Here is a 23,717-nt window from a genome sequence, read left to right as displayed (position 1 = left end):
GGCTCAGGGCCTTTCAGAGCGCCTTTTGCGCGGGAAACCGTTTTCCGCCGACATAAAAAACAAGCCGGGCAAACGCCCGGCTTGTTTTCGTATGGCGGAGATCTCCGCTTATTCGGCTTTGCCGTCCGAACCGAGAACCTCCTTGATCTTGTGGATGTAGAGCTTCTTCATGTTGTCGCGGGCCGGACCCAGGTACTTGCGGGGGTCGAACTCGGCGGGCTTGGTGGCGAAGACCTCGCGGATGGCAGCGGTCATGGCCAGACGCGAGTCGGAGTCGATGTTGATCTTGCAGACGGCGCTCTTGGCGGCCTTGCGGAGCTCCTCCTCGGGGATGCCTACGGCAGCTTTCAGCGCACCGCCGTACTTGTTGATCGTCTCGACCTCCTCCTGGGGTACCGACGACGAGCCGTGCAGCACGATGGGGAAGCCCGGAAGCTCCTTCTCGATGGCGGCCAGCACGTCGAATGCCAGAGGGGGCGGAACCAGACGGCCCGTCTTGGGGTCTACGGTGCACTGCTCGGGGGTGAACTTGTAGGCTCCGTGCGAGGTGCCGATCGAGATGGCCAGCGAATCCACGCCCGTCTTGGTCACGAAATCCACGACCTCTTCGGGTTTGGTGTAGTGGCTGACTTCGGAGGCTACCTCGTCCTCGACGCCGGCCAGCACGCCCAGCTCGCCTTCGACCGTTACGTCGTACTTGTGGGCATACTCCACGACCTGCTTCGTCAGGGCGACGTTCTCGTCGTAGGGGAGCGCCGAACCGTCGATCATCACCGACGAGAAGCCCATGTCCACGCAGCTCTTGCACAGTTCGAACGAATCGCCGTGGTCGAGGTGCAGCACGATCTGGGGTTTGGCCCAGCCCAGCTCCTTGGCGTACTCTACGGCTCCTTCGGCCATGTAGCGCAGCAGCGTCTGGTTGGCGTAGTTGCGCGCGCCTTTCGACACCTGGAGGATGACGGGCGATTTGGTCTCGGCAGAGGCCATGATGATAGCCTGGAGCTGCTCCATGTTGTTGAAGTTGAATGCCGGAACGGCGTAACCTCCTTTGATGGCCTTGGCGAACATGTCGCGCGTGTTCACAAGACCGAGATCTTTGTACGATACCATAATATTAGATGTTTAGTGAATTTTGCTCTCAAAAAACCGTACAAATTTACTAAAAAATCTAAATAATAGCCTCTTTTTGTGAAAAAAATAACAGCCGGCGGGAAATAGTTGCGCAATCCGGATTGTTTTTTGTATTTTTGCATGAATTATCCACCGCAAGCAAACAACAAACAAATACGATCATGGCAGAATTCATCTATCAGGAGCCGTTTCCGATTCAGGACGACAAAACCAAGTACCGTCTTTTGACGAAGGAGTATGTGAAAGTCGTGGAGTGCGACGGCCGCAAGATCCTCAAAGTAGATCCCAAGGGGCTCGAACTGCTTTCGAAAGAGGCTTACGCCGACGTGTCGTTCTACCTGCGCGCCGCACACCTCCAGAAGCTGCGCAACATCCTCGAAGACCCCGAAGCCACCGACAACGACAAGTTCGTGGCCTACACGATGCTGCTGAACCAGGTCGTCGCGGCCGAGGGCGAGCTTCCGACCTGCCAGGATACCGGCACGGCCATCTGCATCGGCCACAAGGGCGAGGACGTTTGGACGGGCGCCGACGACGCTGAGTGCATCGCCCGGGGCGTTTACGAAACCTACAAGGACCGCAACCTGCGCTATTCGCAGGTCGTGCCCTTCACGATGACCGACGAGAAGAACTCCGGCACGAACCTCCCGGCGCAGATCGACATCTACGGCGGCAAGCCCGGCATGGAGTACGAATTCCTCTTCATCACCAAGGGCGGCGGCTCGGCCAACAAGACCTTCCTCTACCAGCAGACCAAGGCGCTGCTCAACGAGGAGTCGCTCACGAAATTCATCCAGCAGCATATCTACGACCTCGGCACGTCGGCTTGCCCGCCCTACCACCTCGCCATCTGCATCGGCGGCACGTCGGCCGAGATGTGCCTCTCGACAGTGAAGAAGGCTTCGGCCGGCTATCTCGACGAACTGCCCACCTCGGGCAACGAGGGCGGCCGCTGCTTCCGCGACCTCGAGTGGGAGGAGAAGGTGCTGAAAATCTGCCGGGAGAGCGGCGTCGGCGCCCAGTTCGGCGGCAAATACCTCGTGCACGACGTGCGCGTGATCCGCGCCCCGCGCCATGCGGCTTCGTGCCCCGTGGCCATCGGCGTCAGCTGCTCGGCCGACCGGAACGTCAAGGCCAAGATCACGCCCGAGGGCATCTTCCTCGAAGAGCTGGAGAAGAACCCCGCGCGCTTCCTGCCGAAGGAGGCTCCCGCCATGTCGCCGGCCGTGGACATCGACCTCGACGAGGGCATGGACAAGGTGCGCGAGATCCTCACCAAATACCCGATCAAGACGCGCCTGAACCTCCGGGGCACGCTGATCGTCGCCCGCGACATCGCGCACGCCCGCATCAAGCGGATGCTCGACGAGGGCAAGCCGATGCCCGAGTACTTCAAGAAACACCCGGTCTACTACGCCGGTCCGGCCAAGACGCCGCAGGGCATGGCTTCGGGTTCGTTCGGCCCCACGACGGCCGGGCGCATGGACCCTTATGTGGACCTGTTCCAGGAGCACGGCGGTTCGCTGGTGATGGTGGCCAAGGGCAACCGTTCGCAGCAGGTGACCGACGCCTGCAAGGCCCACGGAGGCTTCTACCTGGGTTCGATCGGCGGGCCCGCCGCGATCCTTGCGAAGAACTCCATCAAGTCGGTCGAGGTCGTCGATTTCCCCGAGCTGGGCATGGAGGCCGTGCGCAAGATCTACGTCGAGAACTTCCCCGCGTTCATCATCGTCGATGACAAGGGGAACGACTTCTTCGCCGATTTCAAGCACTGAAATCCGTCCCCGGAGATACTAAGGGGCAAAACTTTACGTTGTAAAACCGTACGAACGATTTTATGGCAAGTTCGATGAGAGGTTTTTTTGCAAAAATATTCCTGACGGCACTTCCCGTGCTGGCGATCTTCTCGGCATACGCTGCCGAGAAGGTCACTTTTGAGGCCAATTCGCCGTTGACGGTCGCCGTCGGCGAGGCGTTCCGTGTGGAATTCGCGCTGAACGCCAAACCCGACGAAGACAGTTTCAAGGCGCCTTCGTTCGAGGGGTTCGACGTGCTGGCCGGACCCGCCGTTTCGCAGGGTTCGTCGGTCCAGATCATCAACGGTTCGATGACCAAGAGCGTCAGCTACACCTACACCTTCGTGCTGCTGCCGCAGGCTGCGGGCAACGTGACCGTCGGCGCCGCGGAGGTCAAGGTCGATGGCACGACCTACCGGACCCGGCCGCTGCCCGTCGAGATCGTCAACGAGGGCGAAGGCTCCGGGGCGCGGCAGCAGAGCGGGTCGCACCGCCCGGACGACGCGCAGACCGATGCCCAGAGCCAGATCGGCAAGGACGACATCCTGCTGCGGGCCGTCGTGTCGCGCACGTCGGTCTACAAGAACGAGCCGCTGCACGTGGCTTTCAAGCTCTACACCCGCGTTCCATACGTGAACATCGTGCCCGAATCGGCCCCGTCGTTCAACGGCTTCTGGTCGCAGGACCTTACCGACCCCAGTGCGGGCCGCGTGGGGCGCGAGACCTACAACGGCAAGGTCTACGAGACGCGCGTGCTGTACGACTACCTGCTCTATCCGCAGCAGGTGGGGGCGCTGGCCATCGAACCCGTGGAGATGACCGTCGTGGCGCAGGTCGTGGTGCAGAGCCGCAACGCCGATCCCTTCTTCGGAAGCGGCCGCGAGGTATACAACGTGCCCCGCAAGGTGCAGAGCCAGCGGGCGGCGGTTACGGTCAAACCGCTTCCGACGGGCGCTCCGGCCAGCTTCAGCGGCGCCGTGGGCAACTTCACGATGGACGCCCAGTTCCCCTCGGAACGTATCGCGGCCAACTCGGGCGCGACCGTCACGGTGAAGATCTCCGGTACGGGCAACCTCACCTTCGTCCAGGCTCCGAAACTGCCGCTGCCGACTTCGTTCGAGCAGTATAACGTCAAGACCACCGAGTCGATCAACACCTCGTCGTCGGGCATCTCCGGCTACCGCCAGTTCGAATATCCCTTCATCGCGCGGGCCGAAGGCACCTACGACCTCGAACCCGTCGAGTTCACCTTCTTCGACCCCCAGCGGATGCAGTACGTGACGCTGAAATCGAAGCCGATGACGCTCGAGATCACCCCCGACGCCCGTGGCGGCGGAGGCGATGCGGTGGTGATGCAGGGCCGCGGCATGTCGAAGGAGGAGGTGAAGATGCTGGGGCAGGACATCCGCTACATCAAGCTGAAAGGGGCGCAGCTGCGTTCGGAGCGCGAGCCGTTCATTTTCAGCGCGGCATACTGGATTCTCCTGGGGGGCATCCTCGTGGTGTTCGCCATGATCTACGTCGCTCTGCGGAGGCAGATCCGCGAGTCGCAGAACGTCGCCCTCGTGCGCGGCAAGCGAGCCAACAAGGTCGCCGTGCAGCGTTTCCGCGCTGCACGGCGCTACATGGAGGAGCAGAACCGCCACGCCTTCTACGAAGAGATGCTGCGGGCGTTGTGGGGCTACATGAGCGACAAGTTCAACATCCCCGTCGCCAACCTCACGAAGGAGAACGTCCGCGAGGAGCTGCACAAACGGGGCGTTTCGTCCGAGGATTCGCAGCGGTTCACGGCCATCATCACCCAGTGCGACGAGGCGCAGTATTCGCCCGTGGAGTCGGCCCGCATGGGCGACGTTTATTCCGAGGGCGTGAACCTGATTTCGCGCATCGAGTCGGTGATAAAACGATAGTTGTTATGAAGCGATTGACCCTATTTCTGATCCTGTCATTCGGCGTTCCGTGCGCATGGGCGCAGGAGGCCGCCGACACCGCGGCGTACGCTGCGGCCGTCGGAGAGGAGCCCGCCGCGGAGGCGGCTTCGCCCGAACAGCTGTGGGACCGGGCCAATACGGCCTATGTCAACGGGGATTACCACGCTGCGGCGGAGATTTACGAAGGGATTCTCGCGCAGGGACTCTCCTCCGTGAAACTCTACTACAACCTGGCCAACGCCTACTTCAAGGAGGGGCAGCTGGGCAAATCCATCCTCTTCTACCGCCGGGCCCTGCGGCTGGCTCCGGGCAGCGACGACATCCGCTACAACCTGAGCGTCGCCGAGGCCCGCACGAAAGACAATATCGAGCAGATTCCCGAGTTTTTCCTCACGGAGTGGATGCGCGGTGTGCGCCACACGATGAGCTGTACGGCGTGGAGCATCCTGTCGCTCGCGGCGTTGGTTTGCGCGCTGGCGCTGTTTCTGGCCTACCTGCTGGCACAGCGTTTGCCGCTGCGCAAGACGGGGTTCTATGGAACGCTCGTCGCCGCGGCGGCGTTCATGTTCACGAACTGGTTCGCCGTGGGCGAGCGGCGCGAGATGCTGGACGACACGCAGGCCGTGGTGATGTCGCTCTCGACGGCCGTGAAGAGTTCGCCCGACAAGTCGGCCACGGACCTCTTCGTGCTGCACGAGGGAACGCTCGTCGAGATCACCGACCGTCTGGACAACTGGTGCGAGATCACCATTGCCGACGGCAAGAAAGGGTGGCTCGAATGTAAAACGATCGAAACGATTTAGATGTCGAAACTTTTACAGGATGTCGTCGGCGAGCTTTCGAAGCTCCCGGGCGTGGGACGCCGCACGGCGCTGCGCCTGGCCATCCACATCCTGCGCATGGAGCGGGATTCGGTGGCCGAGATGACCGCCAGCATCGACCGCTTCCGCAACGAGGTGAAGTACTGCTCGCTGTGCAACAACCTCTCCGACGAGGAGGTCTGCCCGATCTGCGCCGACCGGGAGCGGGACCATGCGACGATCTGCGTCGTGGAGCAGGTCGCCGACGTGCTTTCGATCGAGAACACGCGCCAGTACCGGGGCATGTATCACGTGCTGGGCGGGGTGATCTCGCCGATGCAGGGCATTTCGCCCTCGGATCTGAAGATCGACCTGCTGTGCGAACGCATCGCCCGCGGCGGGGTGAAGGAGGTGATCCTCGCCATCTCGACCTCGGTCGAGGGCGAAACGACGCTTTTCTACCTGATGAACCGCCTGAGGCAGTTCCCCGGACTGAAAATCACCTCCATCGCCCGGGGCATCGGCTTCGGCGACGAGCTGGAATACGTCGATGAACTGACGATCACCCACGCCCTGCTCAACCGCCGGGAGATAGACCCCGCCTAACGAGCGGGTTGCGGCTGGAGCCGAAATGCGGCCGCCGGCCGCGGCAACGAAGGTACCAAAACACAATATAACTATGGATTTTGTAACGAACGAAAAACTCACCATCGTGGGTGCGGCCGGCATGATCGGCTCGAACATGGCTCAGACGGCACTGATGATGCGCCTGACGCCCAACATTTGCCTGTACGATCCTTACGGACCGGCGCTTGAGGGCGTGGCCGAAGAACTTTTCCACTGCGCTTTCGAGGGTGCGAACATCACCTGGACGACCGACATCAAGGAGGCCCTGACCGGTGCGTCCTATGTCGTATCGTCGGGCGGCGCAGCCCGCAAGGCGGGCATGACGCGCGAGGACCTGCTGAAAGGCAACGCCGAGATCGCCGCCCAGTTCGGCAAAGACCTCAAAGCCTATTGCCCCGATGTGAAGCATGTCGTGGTGGTCTTCAATCCGGCCGACATCACGGGCCTCATCGCGCTGATCTACGCGGGGCTGAAACCCTCGCAGGTTTCGACCCTCGCGGCACTGGATTCGACGCGCCTGCGCTCGGAGCTGGCCAAATATTTCAAGATTTCGCCCGACGAAATCCGCAACTGCCGCACCTACGGCGGCCACGGCGAGCAGATGGCGGTCTTCGCCTCGACGACGCTCGTCGCCGGACGCCCCCTTTCGGAGCTGATCGGCAAGGAGATGCCCGAGGGCGACTGGGCCGACTTGCAGCAGCGGGTGATCCAGGGCGGCAAGCACATCATCGACCTGCGGGGCCGTTCGTCGTTCCAGAGCCCGGCCTACCTCTCGATCTGCATGATCGCGGCAGCCATGGGCGGCAAGCCGTTCGAATACCCCGCCGGCGTGTTCGTGCACAACGACGAGTTCAAGCATATCCTGATGGCGATGGAGACCACCATCACGAAAGAGGGCGTCGCCTATAAGAACGTGCAGGGCACGGCCGCGGAGCACAAGAAGCTCACGGAGAGCTACGAGCACCTGTGCAAACTGCGCGACGAGGTGATCTCGATGGGCATCCTGCCTCCCGTGGAGGAGTGGGGACGCCTGAATCCGCACTTGAAATAGACCGTTTCCGCTGAAACTGAACATCCCGGTCCTCTGTCGAAGAGAACCGGGATGTTTTTGCGGGACGGTTCCGTCAGGGCATCGCCTGGAAGACGGCGCGCAGTTCGCCGTCGCTCAGCAGCAGCAGCATCGGACCGTCCATGTCGTAGTGGGTCGTCGCTTCGAGCGCCTGGGCGAAGGCGTGTTCCCGCTCCATGCCGGGGCAGGCCATCATCGTCGAGGCGATAGGCCCCATTTTCAGGGTGCGTTTGTCGTCGGTCTTGTAGACCCCCGACAGACGGTTGCAGGCTCCGACGGCCGACAGGCGGTTGCTTTCGGCCAGCAGCGTGAGGGTGAACGTGCCCTTCTCGGGACGGACGGTCTCCCCGCCGAGCTGGATCAGCTGCCATTCGGTTCCCACCAGCGGGCGGCGGGCTTTTTTCTGGTAGGCGCGGCAGTTGCAGCATCCGGCGATAAGTGCCCCGGCGACAGCGACAACCGCGATTCTGAGCAAAATCTTCATCTGATTTTCGTTTGTTCGTTGCTGCAAATATAGGGAATTAATTGTACCTTTGGTGTCGCAAACGACATTATTGCCTATGAAAACCATCATCGCATCGCCCCGTGCGCCCAAAGCCGTGGGGCCCTATTCGCAGGCCGTGGAGGCCGGCGGCGCGCTCTATGTCTCGGGACAGCTCCCGATCGACGCCGCGGCGGGCCGGATGGCCGAGGGGATCGAAGCCCAGACGCGCCAGTCGCTCACGAATCTCGGTCACATCCTCCGCGAAGCCGGATACGATTATTCCGACGTGGTGAAAACCACCGTTCTGTTGCAGTCTATCGGCGATTTCGCCGCCATGAACGCCGTCTATGCCGAGTTCTTCACGGCGGAGATGCCCGCGCGCATGTGCTACGAGGTCGCGGCGCTGCCGATGGGGGCGCTGGTCGAAATAGACGCCGTGGCGGTGAAATAACTTCCGCGGACAATCCGCAAGGTGCGTCCCGGATGTCTGGGACGCTCCTTTTCGTTTTTTGTAGATAATTTGTGGATAAAATAGCTCCCCGCCGTTGGTTTTTTATCGGGAAAAGCCGCAATTTTGTAAACCCGGGATCTCCCTTCCCGGCGGAATGCAGAAATCTGAGAAAATAGATAAGTATAAAGTAGTTATGTCAAAAGCCACCAAAGCTGAAGCGCCGCAGAAAGTCAATTACAACGATGCGGTTGCCGAGTCGAAAGTCTATTTCGACGGAGACGATCTTGCCGCCACGGTGTGGGTGAGCAAGTACGCCCTCAAAGACTCTTTCGGAAACATTTACGAGAAGTCGCCGCGCGAGATGCACGAACGCATCGCCGGCGAGATCGCCCGGATCGAACGCAAATACCCCAATCCCCTTTCGGAGGGGGAGGCGTTCGAGCTGCTCGACCATTTCCGTTACGTCATTCCGCAGGGCGGACCGATGACCGGCATCGGCAATAATTTCCAGGTGGCGTCGCTGTCGAACTGCTTCGTGATCGGCCACAAGCATCCCGCCGACTCCTACGGCGGCATCTTCCGCATGGACGAAGAGCAGGTGCAGCTGATGAAGCGGCGCGGCGGCGTGGGGCACGACCTCTCGCACATCCGTCCCACGGGCAGCCCGGTGCTCAACTCGGCGCTGACCTCGACGGGTATCGTGCCCTTCATGGAGCGCTATTCGAACTCCACGCGCGAGGTGGCGCAGGACGGTCGGCGCGGCGCGCTGATGCTGTCGCTGTCGATCAAGCACCCTGACGCCGAGCGGTTCATCGACGCCAAGGTCGATACGGGCAAGGTGACGGGCGCCAACGTCTCGATCAAGATCGACGACGAGTTCATGCGTGCGGCGCTCGCCGGCAAGAAATACCACCAGCAGTTCCCGATCAAGTCGGACGCCCCCAAGTACGAACAGGACATCGACGCCAAGAAACTCTGGGAGAAGATCATCCACAATGCGTGGAAATCGGCCGAGCCGGGCGTGCTGTTCTGGGATACGATCATCCGCGAGAGCATCCCCGACTGCTATGCCGACGAAGGCTTCACGACGGTCTCGACCAACCCCTGCGGCGAGATTCCGCTCTGCCCCTACGACTCGTGCCGCCTGCTGGCCATGAATCTGCTGAGCTACGTGGAGAATCCCTTCAAGGCCGACGCGAAGTTCGATTTCGACAAGTTCCGCGACCATGTCGGCAAGGCGATGCACATGATGGACGACATCATCGACCTCGAATTGGAGAAGGTCGAGCTGATCATCAAGAAGATCGAGGACGACCCCGAAGACCTGGACGTGCGCCGCGTGGAACTGGAGCTGTGGAAGAAGATCCGCGAAATGGCGCAGAAGGGCCGCCGCACGGGGCTCGGCATTACGGCCGAGGGCGACATGCTCGCCGCCCTGGGGCTGCGCTACGGTACGCAGGAGGCGATGGATTTCGCCGTCGAGGTGCAGAAGACCCTCGCGCTGGCCGCTTACGGCGCGTCGGTGAAGCTGGCCGCCGAGCGCGGAGCCTTCCCGATCTACGATGCCGCCAAGGAGGCGAACAACCCGATGATCGCCCGCATCCGCGAGGCCGATCCGGCGCTCTACGAGGAGATGACGAAGGTCGGCCGCCGCAATATCGCCATGCTGACCATCGCTCCGACGGGCACCACGTCGCTCATGTCGCAGACCACGTCGGGCATCGAACCGGTGTTCCGCACGGTTTACAAGCGCCGCCGCAAGATCAACCCCTCGGACCACGACACGCATGTCGATTACGAGGACGAAACGGGCGAAAAGTTCCAGGAGTACAACGTCTACCACCACAATTTCGTGAAGTGGCTGGAGGCGAACGGATACGACACGTCGAAACTCTCGACGATCTCCGACGCCGAACTGGACCAGTGGGTCGCCGCGTCGCCCTACCACGGCGCCACGGCCAACGACATCGACTGGGTGGCCAAGGTGAAGATGCAGGGTGCTATCCAGAAGTGGGTCGATCACTCGATCTCGGTGACGGTGAACCTGCCGAACAACGTTTCGGAGGCGCTGGTGGCCGACGTTTACCGTACGGCGTGGGAGTGCGGCTGCAAGGGCGTCACGGTCTACCGCGACGGCTGCCGCGACGGCGTGCTGCTGGAGAAGAACTCCAAGAAAAAGAAGCGCTGCGAGGGGCATCCCGGCGAGGTGCAGAAGCGTCCGAAGTCCATTCCCGCCGACATCGTGCGCTTCAAGAACGGCACCGAAGACTGGATCGCCTTCGTGGGCTTGCAGGACGGACGCCCCTACGAGGTCTTCACCGGCAAGATCGAGGAGGATGCCATGTATATCCCGCCGAAGATCAAGAAGGGATTCATTATCAAAGTGCGCGAGGAGGACGGCACGAAACGCTACGACTTCCAATACACCGACCGTTACGGCTATACGAACACCATCGGCGGCATCTCGCGCCTGTTCAACGAGGAGTTCTGGAACTATGCGAAACTGATCTCGGGCGTACTGCGCCACGGCATGCCGATCGAGAAGACCGTGTCGCTGATCGAGTCCCTGCACCTGGACAGCGAGTCGATCAACACCTGGAAGACGGGCGTATGCCGCGCGCTGAAACAGTACATCGTCGATGGCACGAAGTCCAAGGGCAAGTGCCCGAGCTGCGGTCAGGAGAACATGGCCTATCAGAACGGATGCCTGACTTGTATGTCGTGCGGCTATTCCAAGTGCGGATGATCCTCCGCCGAATGGTCTGACCGGATATTCAGAAAAGGCCGGAAGGGTTCTCTCTTCCGGCCTTTTCTGATCGAAAACGCTCTTTGGCTGAACTTTTGAGGCGGAAGAGAATGGTTTTTGAGAGAAATGCTGTATTTTAGCGCAGTGACAATAACTTTTTAATTTAATTAGTTATGAAGAAAATTTATCTTACCTTCCTGATCGCGGCCTTCGCCTCGGCCGCATGGGCACAAGACACCCCCAAGAAGCCGAGTTTCGCGGGCTTCGTTTCCAACGGATTCTGGGACAACTGGGAAATTTCGGTCGGTGCGGGAGCCGGTACGGCGTTCAGCAACGGCAGCAACCTCAAGTCCTTCGGCGACCGCATCGGGTTCGAAGGCAATTTCTCGCTGACGAAATGGGTGCATCCCGTCGTCGGTCTCCGGGCGCAGCTGCAAGGCGGATGGTTCAATAACTACGATCCCGAAAAGGGCAAGATGGACTGGCCGTACATGTTCGTCCACACGGATGTGATGCTCAACGTCTCGAACTGGATCGGCGGTTACCGGGAGGATCGCGCGTGGTACGCCGTGCCGTTCGTCGGCTTCGGTTACATGGCCTCGAACTTCACGGACAAGAGCCAGCGCGACTTCGGCGCCTCCACCAATCAGGAGCTCGCCTTTACCTACGGTCTGCTCAGCAAGTTCCGCCTTTCGCCGGCCTTCGATTTCAACATCGAGCTCAAGGGTCTGCTCGCCAAGTCGGAGCTGTGCCCCGCCCAGATGAACGGACAGTATCTGCTCGGGTTCTCGGCTACGGCCGGTCTGACCTACCGCTTCAACAAGCGCAACTGGCAGCGCGGCGTGCCGGGCTATACGGCCGCCGACATCCAGGCTTTCCAGGATGCCGTGGCTGCGAGCATGGCCGCAGCGGCCGCCCTCGAAGCGCAGAACGCCCAGCTCGCTCAGCAGCTTGAGGACGCCGAGGCCAAGGCCGCCGCTGCGGATGCCGCCGCCAAAGCCGCAGCGGCCAAGGCTGCCGCCGACGCCGCAGCTGCTGCCCGGAACGCCAATACGCTGAGCCCCTATTCGATCGTGTTCTACGATTACGGCATGTCGAAGCTCACGTCCAAGGACAAGACCCGCCTCGAACTGATGGCCGACGTTATCAAGGACGGCCCGAAGGACCGCGTTTATACCATCGTGGGCCACGCCGACCAGCAGACGGGTACGGCAGCCGGCAACCGCCGCGTCGCCGACAACCGGGCCAAGAACGTCTACGATTATCTCGTGAAGTGCGGCGTGAACCCCAAGCAGCTGACTTACGAAGGCAAGGGCAACGAGCCGGACATCTACAAGAGCAACCAGAAAGCCAACCGCGCCGTGATCGTGAAGTAGGTCCGGACAGGTCTCATACGAAAAATGCCCCTCCGTGGTGAGGGGCATTTTTTTATCGGATAATCACGGCGTTGACCAGCCGGACTCCCGAACGGCGGTTGATCTCCTCCCGGAGCGCCTCGCGCTGGTAGAAGAGCTCCGAACGCAGCACGCTCGACTGGATGCGCACGTAGAGGATGCGGTTTTCGAGCCGCAGTTCGGTGGTGATCTCCGCGGCGCGGTCGCCGACGATCTCGCGCCACGTGTCGGGCAGTTTGCCTTCGGCGACCTTCGCGGCGACATAGGGGCGTTTGAAGAACTCCTCCAGCAGGTCGCCCATCAGCATCGTTTTGGTCCGTCTCATGATTCCGGGGTGTTGGATTCCGCGGCCGTCCGTTCCTGCGTCACGGTGCCGTCGGCCACCGAGAAGAGGGCGTAGTCGCCGCCGGCCTTGTCGAGGATCGTTTTCAGACGCGTGGGATTGCAGTCGGTGATGAGTATCTGCCCGAAGGCGTCGTCGGAGACCAGCCGGATCAGCTGCTCGACGCGCCCGGCGTCCAGCTTGTCGAAGAGGTCGTCCAGCAGCAGGATCGGCCGTTCGCCCTTGGCCTCGGCGACGATGGTGTACTGCGCCAGTTTGAGGGCGATGAGGAACGATTTCTGCTGTCCCTGCGAACCGTATTTGCGCAGGGGGTAGCCGCCGATCCGGAGCACCAAGTCGTCGCGGTGGATGCCGGCGGTGGTGAATTCGTTGACGAGGTCTTTCTGCCGGGCGGCCAGCAGCACCTCTTCGAAAGGGCGGTCGTTCAGCTCCGATTTGTAATGGAGCTCGACTTGCTCGCGGTCGCCCGAAAGAATGCGGTAATACTCCGCCGCGACGGGTTGCAGCCGCTCGGCGAACTCCTGCCGGCGGGCGTGGATGGCCTTGCCGTGCTCGCACAGCTGCATGTCGTAAATCTGAAGCATCGTCTCGTCGGGCCGCATCTTCAGCAGGCGGTTGCGCTCGGCCAGCACGGCGTTGTAGCGCATCACCGAGTTGAGGTAGGGGCGGTCCAGCTGCGAAATGAAGGCGTTGAGGTATCGGCGCCGTTCGTCCGCGGCGTCCGAGATCAGCGCGCTGTCCGCCGGCGACACGATCACCGCGGGAATCAGCCCCACGTGGTCCGACAGCCGGTCGTACTCCTTGCCGTTGCGTTTGAGGACCTTGCCGCCCTTGCGCGAGAAGGAGCACACCACGCCCTCGCTCTTGCCCGCGTCGGTGGCGTACTGCCCCTCCACGAGGAAGAAGTCGGCTCCGTGGCGGATGCTCTGCGCGTCGGTCATCTGCAACGACGATTTGCACATCGACAGGTAGTAGACCGCATCCACGACGTTGGTCTTGCCCGCGCCGTTGTCGCCCACCAGACAGTTGATGCCGGGGCAGAGCGTAAGCTCCTCCTGAGCCATGTTTTTGAAATTCAGCAGCGCTATTTTTTTCAGATGCATAGGACAAAAGTACAAAAAATCCCGACACGACATTGCACATTGTGAATAGTTTTGTATCTTTGCCATCTACTATACGCATTATAAACTAATAACACGAATAAGCAATATGGCAAAGCAGAACGTCGCCGAACAGGAAACCCTCGGCGAAGCAATGAACAAAACGGAGCTCTTTTTCGAGCAGAACGGCCGGACGATAGGGTATGTTTTCCTCGGCCTGCTCGTCCTCGCCGCGCTCGTTTTCGGCTATCGTGCGCTGATCGTTCAGCCGCGTGCCGAGAAAGCCGCCGAGATGATCTCCGAGGCACAGGTCCGTTTCGAGGGGGAGAACCCGGATTTCGAACTGGCGCTGCTGGGCGACGCCAACGGCGCGGGCTTCCTCGACGTGGTCGAGAAATACGGCTCCACGCCTTCGGGCAACCTCGCCAAGCACTACGCGGGCATCTGCTACCTGCGCACGGGCGATTTGGAGAACGCCGCGAAATACCTCGCCAAATTCTCCCATGTGAAAGGCATCCCCGGAGCGCTCATCAATGCGCAGAACTACGGTCTGCAAGGCGACATCGCCGTTGAACAGCAGGACTATGCCAAGGCCGTGAAGTTCTACGAGAAAGCCGTGAAGGCCGCCGACAACAACCTGACGGCCCCGATGTACCTGCGCAAAGCGGGTCTTGCCGAGCAGGCTATGGGCAATTCGCAGAAGGCTGCGGCCTATTTCAAACGGATTCTGAACACCTATCCCGCCTCGATGGAGGCCCGGGAGGCTGAGAAACTGCTCGGCAGCGTAAAATAAAAGCGGAGGAAGACGATGGCGACCAAGAATCACAACCTTTCCAAATTCGACTCACCCCTGCCTTCGGCCGCGGACATGCGGTTCGGCATTGTCGTGGCCGAGTGGAACCGCGAGGTCACCGAAGCGCTGCTGGAGGGAGCCGTGCGCACGCTGCGTGCCGCAGGGTGCCCCGACATGAACATCCAGATCAAATATGTCCCCGGCACCTTCGAACTGTCGCTCGGCGCCCAGTTCTTCGCGGAATACACCGATGTCGATGCCGTTATCGCGCTGGGATGCGTTATCCAGGGCGACACGCGCCATTTCGACTTCATCTGCCAGGGCGTGACGCAGGGCATCACGCAGCTGCAAATCCAATGGAACATGCCCATTGCTTTCGGCGTGCTGACGGTCAACGACATGCAACAGGCTCTCGACCGTTGCGGCGGCCGTCACGGCAACAAGGGCGACGAGGCGGCTGCCACGGCTATCAATATGGTCAAATTGCAGATCGACATGGAGGCGGCCTCTCCGGATCACGAACCGGACCGGCGCAACATCAACTGAAAAAAAAGAGAGTCCTTCGCGGCTCTCTCTTTTTTTAGAACAGTCCCAGATTGTCGAGGAAGATCAGCAGCAGCACCGCCGGGCAGATGTAGCGCAGCAGGAAGATGAATACGCCGTAGATGCGGAATTTCAGCTCTCCGTCGTTCGAAATCTGCCCTTTGAGCACCTTTTGGTCGAGCCGCCAGCCGACGAAGATGCAGGTGAAGAATCCGCCTGCGGGAAGCAGGATGTTGGCCGTGAGGAAGTCGAGCGAATCGAAGACGCTGAGCCCGAAGATCCGCCAGCCGTCCAGCAAGCCCAGCGACAGCGACGCCACGGCGGCCAGCGCCATGCAGGACCCGGTCGTGGCCCATGCCGCGGCGCGGCGGCTCATGTGCCACTCTTCGTGCATGTAGGCCGTGATCACCTCGTGCAGCGAGATGGTCGAGGTGAGGGCCGCGACGACCAGCAGCAGGAAGAACACCGATGACCAAACCATGCTCAGCGGCATCGAGTTGAAGATGCCCGGCAGGGTGATGAACACGAGCGACGGCCCCGACGAGGGCTCGATGCCCACGCTGAAGACCGCCGGAAAGATCACCACGCCGGCCAATATGGCTACCAGCGTGTCGAGGATCGTGACGTTGAGCGCCGTGTGGCGCAGGTTGGTGTCGGGTTTGAAATAGGAGGCGTAGGTGACCATCGTGCCGATGCCGATCGAGAGCGAGAAGAACGCCTGCCCCAGCGCCACGAGCACCGTCGAAGGAGTCACCTTCGAGAAGTCGGGCCGGAAGAGGAACCGGACGCCTTCGCCGCCGCCCGGCATCAGCAGCGAGTGGATCGACAGCGCGATCAGGATCACGAACAGCAGCGGCATCAGCACCTTGGCCGAGCGTTCGATGCCCTTCTGCACGCCCATCGTGATAACGAAATGCGTCGCCAGCACGAACAGCGAGGTGTAGACCACGGGCCGCCACGGGTTGCGGATAAAGGTCTCGAAAACGGTTTTGTACTCCTCGGCGGAGCTGTATTCCGCCAGACTGCCCGTCAGCGAATGCACCATGTATTCGGCGGTCCATCCCGACACCACGAAATAGAAGCCCAGGATCAGGAACGCCGCCACGACGCCGTTGTAGCCCAGGAAGCTCCATTTGGGATCGAGGGCCCGGTAGGCGCCCACGGCGTTGCGGTGCGAGGCGCGTCCGACCGAGAATTCGGCCACCATGATCGGCAGCCCCAGCAGCAGCACGCAGCCGATGTAAATCAGCAGAAAGGCTCCGCCGCCGTTGTCGCCGGCCACGTAGGGAAACCGCCAGATGTTTCCCAGCCCCACGGAACTACCTGCCGCGACGAGCACGGCGCTCAGTTTGCCACCCAGCGTGGCACGACCCTGTGAATGGTGCATGGCTAATCCTGTTTATATAAAGGTATGCGCGCACGCGGAGGCGTGCGCGCATACCCGTTATTTCTCCAATACGACGCTGACCCGTTCGAGCTTGCCGCCCAGCGGCGGGGCCAGTTTCGAGACCGTGCATTTTACGTGCCGGACCTGCCCGAAAGCGGCGTAGACCGCTTCGATGATGTTCATCGCCACACGTTCGATCGTGCGCTGCGTGATGCGCATTTGCAGGCTCACGACCTCGTAGACCGTGAGGTAGTTGACCGCCTTTTCGACATTGTCTTCCGCGGCCACGTCGCCCAGTTCGGCCGTGATCTCCAGATCGACCGTAAAGCGGTTGCCGACCTTGCGCTCCAGTTCGTAGCAGCCGTGCAGTGCCCGGAACTCCATGCGTCGGAGGACGATACGATATTCCATGCTATTCGGCGATCACGAGGTAGTAATTCTTCTTGCCGCGCTGTACGAGCAGGTATTTGCCCGCGATCAGATCTGCGTCGGTCACCGGGCGCATCGCGTCGGCGACCTTCTCCTTGTTGAGCGACACGCCGCCGCCCTGCACCATCTTGCGGCACTCGCCCTTCGAGGGGAAGATGGCGCATTTCTCGGCGCAGAGCTCCACGAACGGGATGCCGGCCGCGAGTTCCGTGCGGGCCGCGCGGAATTGCGGAACCCCTTCGAAGACCTGCAACAGGGTCTCTTCGTTCAGTTTGCGCAGGGCCTCCGACGTGGCGCCTCCGAAGAGGATCGCCGAAGCCTCCACGGCTTTCTCGTACTCCTCGCGCGAGTGGATCATGCAGGTGATCTCCTCGGCCAGCCGCTTCTGGAGCACCCGCAGATGGGGTGCGGCGTCGTGCTCGGCGATGAGGCCCTCGATGGTTTCGCGGTCGAGCAGCGTGAAGATTTTAATGTAGCGCTTGGCGTCCTCGTCGCTGACGTTGAGCCAGAACTGGTAGAACTTGTAGGGCGAGGTGTAGCGCGGGTCGAGCCATACGTTGCCGCTCTCGGTCTTGCCGAATTTCGTGCCGTCGGCCTTGGTGATCAGCGGGCAGGTGATGGCGAAAGCCTCGGCTTCGGGGCCCAGCTTGCGGCGGATCAGCTCCGTGCCGGTGGTGATGTTGCCCCACTGGTCGGCGCCTCCCAGCTGGATCTTGCAGTTTTTCGTCTGGTAGAGGTGCAGGAAGTCGTAGCCCTGGACCAGCTGGTAGGTGAATTCGGTGAACGACATGCCGTCGCCCTCGCCGTTGAAACGCTTCTTGACCGAATCCTTGGCCATCATGTAGTTGACGGTGATGCACTTGCCGATGTCGCGGATGAAATCGAGGAACGTGAATTCCTTCATCCAGTCGTAGTTGTTGACCATCTGTGCGGCGTTCGGGGCGTCCGACTCGAAGTCGAGCAGTTTGGCCAGCTGGCGCTTGATGGCCTCCTGATTGTGGCGGAGGGTCTTTTCGTCGAGCAGGTTGCGTTCCTGCGACTTGCCCGAAGGGTCGCCGATCATGCCCGTGGCGCCGCCGATGAGCGCCAGCGGACGGTGGCCGCACATCTGGAAATGTTTGAGGATCATCACACCCACGAGGTGTCCGATATGCAGCGAGTCGGCCGTGGGGTCGATGCCCAGATAGGCCGTCGTCATCTCTTTTTCGAGTTGTTCCTTTGCGCCGGGCATGATCGTGTGGACCATGCCGCGCCATTCGAGTTCTTCGATGAAATTCTTTGTTGCCATTATTGCATTACTTAATTTTCGTTTTGTATGGATGGAGGCGTAATCGGGTTTCTGTCCTGATAACTTTCCACCATCTATAAATCCCGCTTTTTAAGCGGGCGGGTTATTCCACTTCGAGGTCCAGCGCTTTGCGGAGCTCCGCGATGAGCGGGTTTTTCTCCGTCATGTGTTTCACTCTGTCCTCCAGTTTGATCGGGCGCGCGGCCCTGATCTCCTCGTTGACGATCACCTCCAGTTCGATGGCTCCCGAGATGCCCGCCAGCTCGGCGATGCGCATCAGCATCCCGGTCTTGTTGCGGAGGATCTCCTCGCGCAGCTCCGTCGTCGGGACGCTGACCGAAATGGTGTTGCCCCGGACGGTCATCAGCTCGAAGGCGGGGACGAACCGCGGACGCTTCGTCCTGAGCAGGTTCAGAATCCCTTCCCGGGCCCGCACCAACTTCTGTTCGCAGGCCGGATCGACCTCCACGGCTGCGGGTTCGGCCTGCGTTTCGGCCTTGGCCTCCTCCGTGTCCGGAGTGTTGCCTCCCGAGGCGAGCAGCTCCGAGAGCGACGTTCCCGAGATCATCGGCCTCCGGATCGGCTTCGCAGGCTGCGGGGTTGCCGCCCCTGCCTGTGCCGCGGAGGGCTGCGGAACCTCCGGGGCGGGTTGCGCTGCCGCTGCGCTCTTCGGCTCGGGTTGGACCGCGGGCCGGGGTTCGGGCTGCGTTTCCGGTTGCTGCCGGGCCGCAGACACCGCAGCTGCCGTCGGGGTTTCCGGGGCCGGTCGGGGCTGCGCCGGGGCCGCCGGAGTTGCCGGAGCGGGTGTCGGGACTTGCGCTGTTGCCGCCGGATCGACCGGGGCCGATGCCGGGACCTGCGCGCGGGCGGTCAGTTCGGGAAGCGGATACTCCCCGGGGGATGTCAGTGTGTCATTTTTTTTTTGGCCGAGTCCTGCGATTTTCATCAGGCCCAGCTCTACGAGCAACCGCTGGTTCGACGATTGCCGTATCTTCCCGTCGAGCTCCGTCAGCACGGAGATGGCTCCGAACAGAAACTCGACATTGCAGGCGCCCGCCTGCGTCCGGTATCGTTCCAGCAGGGTGCCGGTCATCTCGATCAGCCGCAGGGTGTCGGGCTGTTTGGCCATCAGAAGGTCCCGCATGTGGCGGTTCAGACCCGCCATGAAGGTCTGGCCCGAGAAACCTTTCGACAGCACCGTGTCGAAGGTCACCAGCGCATCGACGTAGTTGCCCGCCAACAGCATCTCCGTCACGCCGAAATAGGTGTCGTAGTCCAGCACGTTCAGCGTCTGGGCCACGTTGCGGTAGTCCAGCGCCGTGCCGCAGAACGACACGGCCTTGTCGAACATCGACAGCGCGTCGCGCATGCCGCCGTCGGCCTTCTGGGCGATGAGGTTCAGCGACTCTTCGTCGGCCGTGACGCCCTCCTGCGAGGCGATGTAGCGGAGATATTCGACCGAATCTTCGACACGGATGCGGTTGAAATCGTAGATCTGGCACCGCGAGAGGATCGTGGGGATGATCTTGTGCTTTTCGGTGGTCGCCAGGATGAAGATGGCGTGCGCGGGCGGCTCTTCGAGGGTCTTGAGGAAGGCGTTGAAGGCCGCGGCCGAGAGCATGTGGACCTCGTCGATGATGAACACCGAGTAGCGTCCCACCTGCGGGATGATGCGCACCTGTTCGATCAGCGTGCGGATGTCCTCCACGGAGTTGTTCGATGCGGCGTCGAGTTCGTGGATGTTGAGCGAGCGGCCCTCGTTGAACGAGCGGCACGATTCGCATTCGTTGCACGCCTCGGCGCCGTTGGGCGCGAGGCAGTTGATGGCTTTGGCGAAGATGCGGGCGCAGGTGGTCTTGCCTACGCCGCGGGGGCCGCAGAAGAGGTAGGCGTGGGCCAGCTGGCCGCGCTCGATGGCGTTTTGGAGCGTCGAGGTGATATGTTTCTGTCCGACGACCGATCGGAAGGTCGCGGGGCGGTATTTGCGTGCGCTGACGATGAAATCACTCATAATAGTGCAAAGATACGAATAAGCCGAGAGAAAAAAGCAAGCTCGCTTGCATTTTTTCCGAGGCGGAGTATCTAAGGCAATGTCAAAGATACGAAAAAAATACGCTGAATTTTGCATATTCCGGCCGAATAATCTACATTTGAATGCACCTTTATATTTTTCGTCATGAAACGCATATTGCTCTTTTTGGCGGTCGTGTTGTTCCAGAGCTGCGACTACGCTATTTTCTATGAATACAAAGTGACGAATGATACGGATCAGGTCTTGGACATGGTGCTTTCCGGCAACAGCCCGGATGATCGTAGAGCCATTCATATTCAGCCTCATTCCTCGATGCGGGTTTACATTGATTGTGCGTCGCATGGTGGCAAATTCGATATTCCCGGCGATCTCATTCGAGAAGACTCTCTGCTGCCGAGTTGCCGTGTATATGAATTTTCGGCCGCCGGCAGGCCGATCCCGGAACATTTCCGGCAGAGGCGGTATTGGAACTTCGAAGCCTCGATACGGTTGGGGGTATATACCTTGACTGTCGTTCCGGCGATGATGGATGGTGCAGGGGCTGAAGATACGGACTTGTAACGAACCCATCTCTGTTTTTTAGGAGCACATCTGTTGTTTTTTCTATTTCGGCCTGTCATAAAGTCGGGCTGAAGTACGGATTGTCGTATCGGAAATGACAATTTGTGACAAAAGATGACAATGTGTCGTAAATTCCGGGTTGGCAGGGGTTTTGATGAAATTAAAAATGAAAAATTCAGAATTAAAAATTTAGAAGACAAAATACCATGAACATTAACACATTAACCATCAAGGCGCAGGAGGCGCTGCAAGCGGCGCTCGACCTTGCGCGGGAGCGGGGACAGCAGGCTGTCGAACCGCTCCATCTGCTGAGTGTCCTCGTCCGTGAGGACGATTCGCTGGCGGCGTTCCTGCTGGGGCGCGTCGGTGTGAACGTGCGTTCGCTGCGCGACGAGACGGAGCGTGCCGTGGGTGCGCTGCCGCGGGTCGAGGGCGGCGGCGAGCAGTTCTTCGCCCAGGAGACTTCGAAAGCGATCCAGCGTGCCGTGGACTTCACGAAGAATTTCGGCGACAAGTACGCTTCGGTCGAACACCTGCTGCTGGCGCTCGTGGCCGAGCGCGGCGCGGCCGCCGACATCCTCAAACGCAACGGCGCCACGGAAAAGGAATTGATCGAGGCTGTCCGGACCTTCCGCAAGGGGGCGACGGTCGATTCGCAGACCGCCGAACAGCAGTTCGACGCGCTGGGCAAGTACGCCATCAACCTGAACGAGCAGGCGCGTTCGGGCAAGCTCGACCCGGTGATCGGCCGTGACGAGGAGATTCGCCGCGTGCTGCAAATCCTTTCGCGGCGCACGAAGAACAACCCGATCCTCGTCGGCGAAGCCGGTGTCGGCAAGACCGCCATCGCCGAGGGCATCGCCCGCCGGATCATCGACGGCGACGTTCCCGAGAACCTGAAATCGAAGTCGATCTACTCGCTCGACATGGGAGCCCTGATCGCGGGCGCCAAGTATCAGGGCGAGTTCGAAGAGCGTCTGAAAGCCGTCGTGCAAGAGGTCACCGCCAGCGAGGGCGAGATTCTGCTCTTCATCGACGAGATTCACACGCTGGTCGGCGCCGGCAAGTCGTCGGGGGCGATGGATGCCGCGAACATCCTCAAACCGGCCCTCGCCCGGGGCGAACTGCGGACCATCGGCGCCACGACGCTCGACGAGTTTCAGAAATATTTCGAGCAGGACAAGGCCCTCGAACGGCGTTTCCAGAAAGTGATGGTCGATGAACCTACGCAGGAGGACGCCATTTCGATCCTCCGCGGCCTGAAGGAGCGTTACGAGAACCACCACCAGGTGCGGATCAAGGACGAGGCCATCGTGGCCGCCGTCGAACTCTCGACGCGCTACATCACGTCGCGGTTCCTGCCCGACAAGGCCATCGACCTGGTGGACGAGGCCGCCTCGCGGCTGCGTCTGGAGATGAACTCCGTGCCCGAGGAGATCGACACCCTCGACCGGAAGGTCCGCCAGCTGGAGATCGAGCGCGAGGCCATCCGCCGCGAGAAGGACAAGGAGCGCGTGGAGCACCTCACCAAGGAGATCGAGGAGCTGAAGGCCAAAGAGGCCGGGATGCGCGCCAAGTGGCAGGGCCAGCGCGACCTGCTGAAGAAGATCCAGGCCAACAAGGACCGGATCGAGTCGCTGAAGATCGAGGCCCAGCAGGCCGAGCGTCAGGGCGACTACGGCAAGGTGGCCGAAATCCGCTACGGCAAGATTCAGGAGGCCGAAAAGGAGATCGCCGCTTTTCAGGAGGAGTACAAGCTCGCTTCGGCCAACGGCTCGATGATCAAGGAGGAGGTCGATGCGCAGGATGTCGCCGAGGTGGTGTCGCGCTGGACGGGGATTCCCGTGACGCGGATGCTGGCCTCGGAGCGCGAAAAGCTGCTGCACATGGAGGACGAGCTTCACAAGCGCGTCATCGGGCAGGAGCAGGCCATCGCGGCCATCTCCGACGCCGTGCGCCGTTCGCGCGCCGGGCTGAACGATCCCCGCAAGCCGATCGGTTCGTTCATCTTCCTCGGCACCACGGGTGTCGGCAAGACCGAGCTGGCGAAGGCCCTCGCGGAGTTCCTCTTCAACGACGACCAGATGATGACGCGGATCGACATGAGCGAATACCAAGAGCGGCACGCCGTGTCGCGGCTCGTCGGAGCGCCTCCGGGATACGTCGGATACGACGAGGGCGGCCAGCTGACCGAGGCCGTGCGCCGCAAGCCCTATTCGGTGGTGCTGCTGGACGAGATCGAAAAGGCGCATCCGGATGTCTTCAACATCCTGCTGCAAGTCCTCGACGACGGCCGTCTGACCGACAACAAGGGCCGCACGGTGGATTTCCGCAATACGATCATCATCATGACCTCCAACATGGGGTCGCAGGTGATTCAGGAGAACTTCTCGGGGAATTTCGGCGGCGAAAAGGTCCCTGCGGAGGTCGTCGAACGGACCCGCCGCGAGGTGATCGACCTGTTGAAACAGCAGCTCAAACCGGAGTTCCTGAACCGTATCGACGAGATCGTGATGTTCGAGCCGCTGACGCACAAGGACATTGAACGCATCGTCGATATACAGCTGGGCATCGTCAGCAAGATGCTCGCCGAGAACGGCATCCGGCTGGAGTACACCGACCGGGCGCGCGAATGGATCGCCGCCGCGGGTTACGATCCGCTGTACGGAGCGCGGCCCGTGAAGCGCACCATCCAGCGCTACGTGGTCAACGACCTCTCGAAGCGGATTCTCGCCGGGGATGTCGATCGCTCGAAGCCGATTTCGATCGACGCAGGCAAGGACGGGCTTACGTTCGCCAACTGATACGGAAA

At 61.0% G+C, this 23,717-nt stretch carries 20 protein-coding genes; 12 read left to right on the top strand and 8 right to left on the bottom strand.

The annotated features are described in order from the left end of the window. Positions 1-108 precede the first annotated feature (108 nt). The gene (locus WMO46_RS01965; protein WP_129651462.1) at positions 109-1,110 is read right to left on the bottom strand and encodes a class II fructose-bisphosphate aldolase; all 1,002 of its coding nucleotides are present in this window, start codon (positions 1,108-1,110) and stop codon (positions 109-111) included. Positions 1,111-1,292: 182 nt separating this feature from the next. Here WMO46_RS01965 and WMO46_RS01960 point away from each other — a divergent pair, with 182 nt between their 5' ends. From WMO46_RS01960 to WMO46_RS01940, 5 genes are all read left to right on the top strand, one after another. Further along, positions 1,293-2,906, top strand: coding sequence for a fumarate hydratase (locus WMO46_RS01960; protein ID WP_129651463.1), 1,614 nt, complete (start codon positions 1,293-1,295; stop codon positions 2,904-2,906). Between the two features lie 62 nt (positions 2,907-2,968). Beyond that, entirely contained in the window at positions 2,969-4,837 is a 1,869-nt protein-coding gene (locus tag WMO46_RS01955; RefSeq protein ID WP_410520074.1) for a BatD family protein, read from the top strand. Positions 4,838-4,842: 5 nt separating this feature from the next. After that, entirely contained in the window at positions 4,843-5,661 is an 819-nt protein-coding gene (locus WMO46_RS01950; RefSeq protein ID WP_349093670.1) for a tetratricopeptide repeat protein, read from the top strand. Next, the gene (recR, locus tag WMO46_RS01945; protein ID WP_129651465.1) at positions 5,662-6,264 is read left to right on the top strand and encodes a recombination mediator RecR; all 603 of its coding nucleotides are present in this window, start codon (positions 5,662-5,664) and stop codon (positions 6,262-6,264) included. 73 nt (positions 6,265-6,337) lie between these two features. Continuing rightward, positions 6,338-7,336, top strand: coding sequence for a malate dehydrogenase (locus WMO46_RS01940; RefSeq protein ID WP_019151570.1), 999 nt, complete (start codon positions 6,338-6,340; stop codon positions 7,334-7,336). 73 nt (positions 7,337-7,409) lie between these two features. Here the strand turns inward: WMO46_RS01940 and WMO46_RS01935 are convergent, their stop codons facing one another. Beyond that, positions 7,410-7,838: an META domain-containing protein gene (locus WMO46_RS01935; protein WP_278963951.1), complete on the bottom strand. Its 429-nt coding sequence runs from the start codon at positions 7,836-7,838 to the stop codon at positions 7,410-7,412. Between the two features lie 76 nt (positions 7,839-7,914). Between WMO46_RS01935 and WMO46_RS01930 the strand changes: the two genes are divergently transcribed. From WMO46_RS01930 to WMO46_RS01920, 3 genes are all read left to right on the top strand, one after another. Beyond that, positions 7,915-8,289, top strand: a complete 375-nt coding sequence (locus WMO46_RS01930; RefSeq protein ID WP_019151568.1) for a RidA family protein — start codon at positions 7,915-7,917, stop codon at positions 8,287-8,289. 193 nt (positions 8,290-8,482) lie between these two features. Further along, complete coding sequence (locus WMO46_RS01925) at positions 8,483-11,035, top strand: adenosylcobalamin-dependent ribonucleoside-diphosphate reductase (protein ID WP_019151567.1); 2,553 nt, start codon at positions 8,483-8,485, stop codon at positions 11,033-11,035. 173 nt (positions 11,036-11,208) lie between these two features. Continuing rightward, the gene (locus WMO46_RS01920; RefSeq protein ID WP_019151566.1) at positions 11,209-12,411 is read left to right on the top strand and encodes an OmpA family protein; all 1,203 of its coding nucleotides are present in this window, start codon (positions 11,209-11,211) and stop codon (positions 12,409-12,411) included. A 52-nt stretch (positions 12,412-12,463) separates the two neighbouring features. On the opposite strand, the gene WMO46_RS01915 is transcribed toward WMO46_RS01920, so the two are convergent. Both WMO46_RS01915 and recF read right to left on the bottom strand, forming a co-directional pair. Then, positions 12,464-12,736, bottom strand: coding sequence for a DUF721 domain-containing protein (locus tag WMO46_RS01915; protein ID WP_019151565.1), 273 nt, complete (start codon positions 12,734-12,736; stop codon positions 12,464-12,466). Between the two features lie 14 nt (positions 12,737-12,750). After that, positions 12,751-13,875, bottom strand: a complete 1,125-nt coding sequence (gene recF, locus WMO46_RS01910; RefSeq protein WP_129651469.1) for a DNA replication/repair protein RecF — start codon at positions 13,873-13,875, stop codon at positions 12,751-12,753. A gap of 106 nt (positions 13,876-13,981) precedes the next feature. Here recF and WMO46_RS01905 point away from each other — a divergent pair, with 106 nt between their 5' ends. After that, positions 13,982-14,665, top strand: coding sequence for a tetratricopeptide repeat protein (locus WMO46_RS01905; protein ID WP_349093669.1), 684 nt, complete (start codon positions 13,982-13,984; stop codon positions 14,663-14,665). Between the two features lie 15 nt (positions 14,666-14,680). Next, the gene (gene ribH / locus WMO46_RS01900; RefSeq protein ID WP_019151562.1) at positions 14,681-15,211 is read left to right on the top strand and encodes a 6,7-dimethyl-8-ribityllumazine synthase; all 531 of its coding nucleotides are present in this window, start codon (positions 14,681-14,683) and stop codon (positions 15,209-15,211) included. Between the two features lie 34 nt (positions 15,212-15,245). Here the strand turns inward: ribH and WMO46_RS01895 are convergent, their stop codons facing one another. From WMO46_RS01895 to WMO46_RS01880, 4 genes are all read right to left on the bottom strand, one after another. Further along, a complete protein-coding gene (locus WMO46_RS01895) occupies positions 15,246-16,595 on the bottom strand; it encodes a sodium-dependent transporter (protein WP_195497809.1) in 1,350 nt (449 codons plus the stop codon). Between the two features lie 57 nt (positions 16,596-16,652). Further along, complete coding sequence (folB, locus tag WMO46_RS01890; RefSeq protein WP_026076696.1) at positions 16,653-17,006, bottom strand: dihydroneopterin aldolase; 354 nt, start codon at positions 17,004-17,006, stop codon at positions 16,653-16,655. 1 nt (position 17,007) lies between these two features. Then, positions 17,008-18,312, bottom strand: coding sequence for a tyrosine--tRNA ligase (gene tyrS, locus WMO46_RS01885; RefSeq protein ID WP_349093668.1), 1,305 nt, complete (start codon positions 18,310-18,312; stop codon positions 17,008-17,010). A gap of 103 nt (positions 18,313-18,415) precedes the next feature. Beyond that, positions 18,416-20,323: a DNA polymerase III subunit gamma/tau gene (locus WMO46_RS01880; RefSeq protein WP_349093667.1), complete on the bottom strand. Its 1,908-nt coding sequence runs from the start codon at positions 20,321-20,323 to the stop codon at positions 18,416-18,418. Between the two features lie 165 nt (positions 20,324-20,488). Here WMO46_RS01880 and WMO46_RS01875 point away from each other — a divergent pair, with 165 nt between their 5' ends. After that, a complete protein-coding gene (locus WMO46_RS01875; RefSeq protein ID WP_019151556.1) occupies positions 20,489-20,905 on the top strand; it encodes a hypothetical protein in 417 nt (138 codons plus the stop codon). 206 nt (positions 20,906-21,111) lie between these two features. Next, positions 21,112-23,709 (top strand): ATP-dependent chaperone ClpB, encoded by a 2,598-nt coding sequence (clpB, locus tag WMO46_RS01870; protein ID WP_129651472.1) that lies wholly within the window; start codon positions 21,112-21,114, stop codon positions 23,707-23,709. Positions 23,710-23,717: the final 8 nt, after the last annotated feature.

This window comes from Alistipes intestinihominis (assembly GCF_040095975.1).
In the GTDB taxonomy this organism is placed as follows: Bacteria; Bacteroidota; Bacteroidia; order Bacteroidales; family Rikenellaceae; genus Alistipes; species Alistipes senegalensis.
The sequence above is the reverse complement of the archived record's forward strand: the minus strand, read 5'-3'. Positions and strand labels throughout refer to the sequence as shown.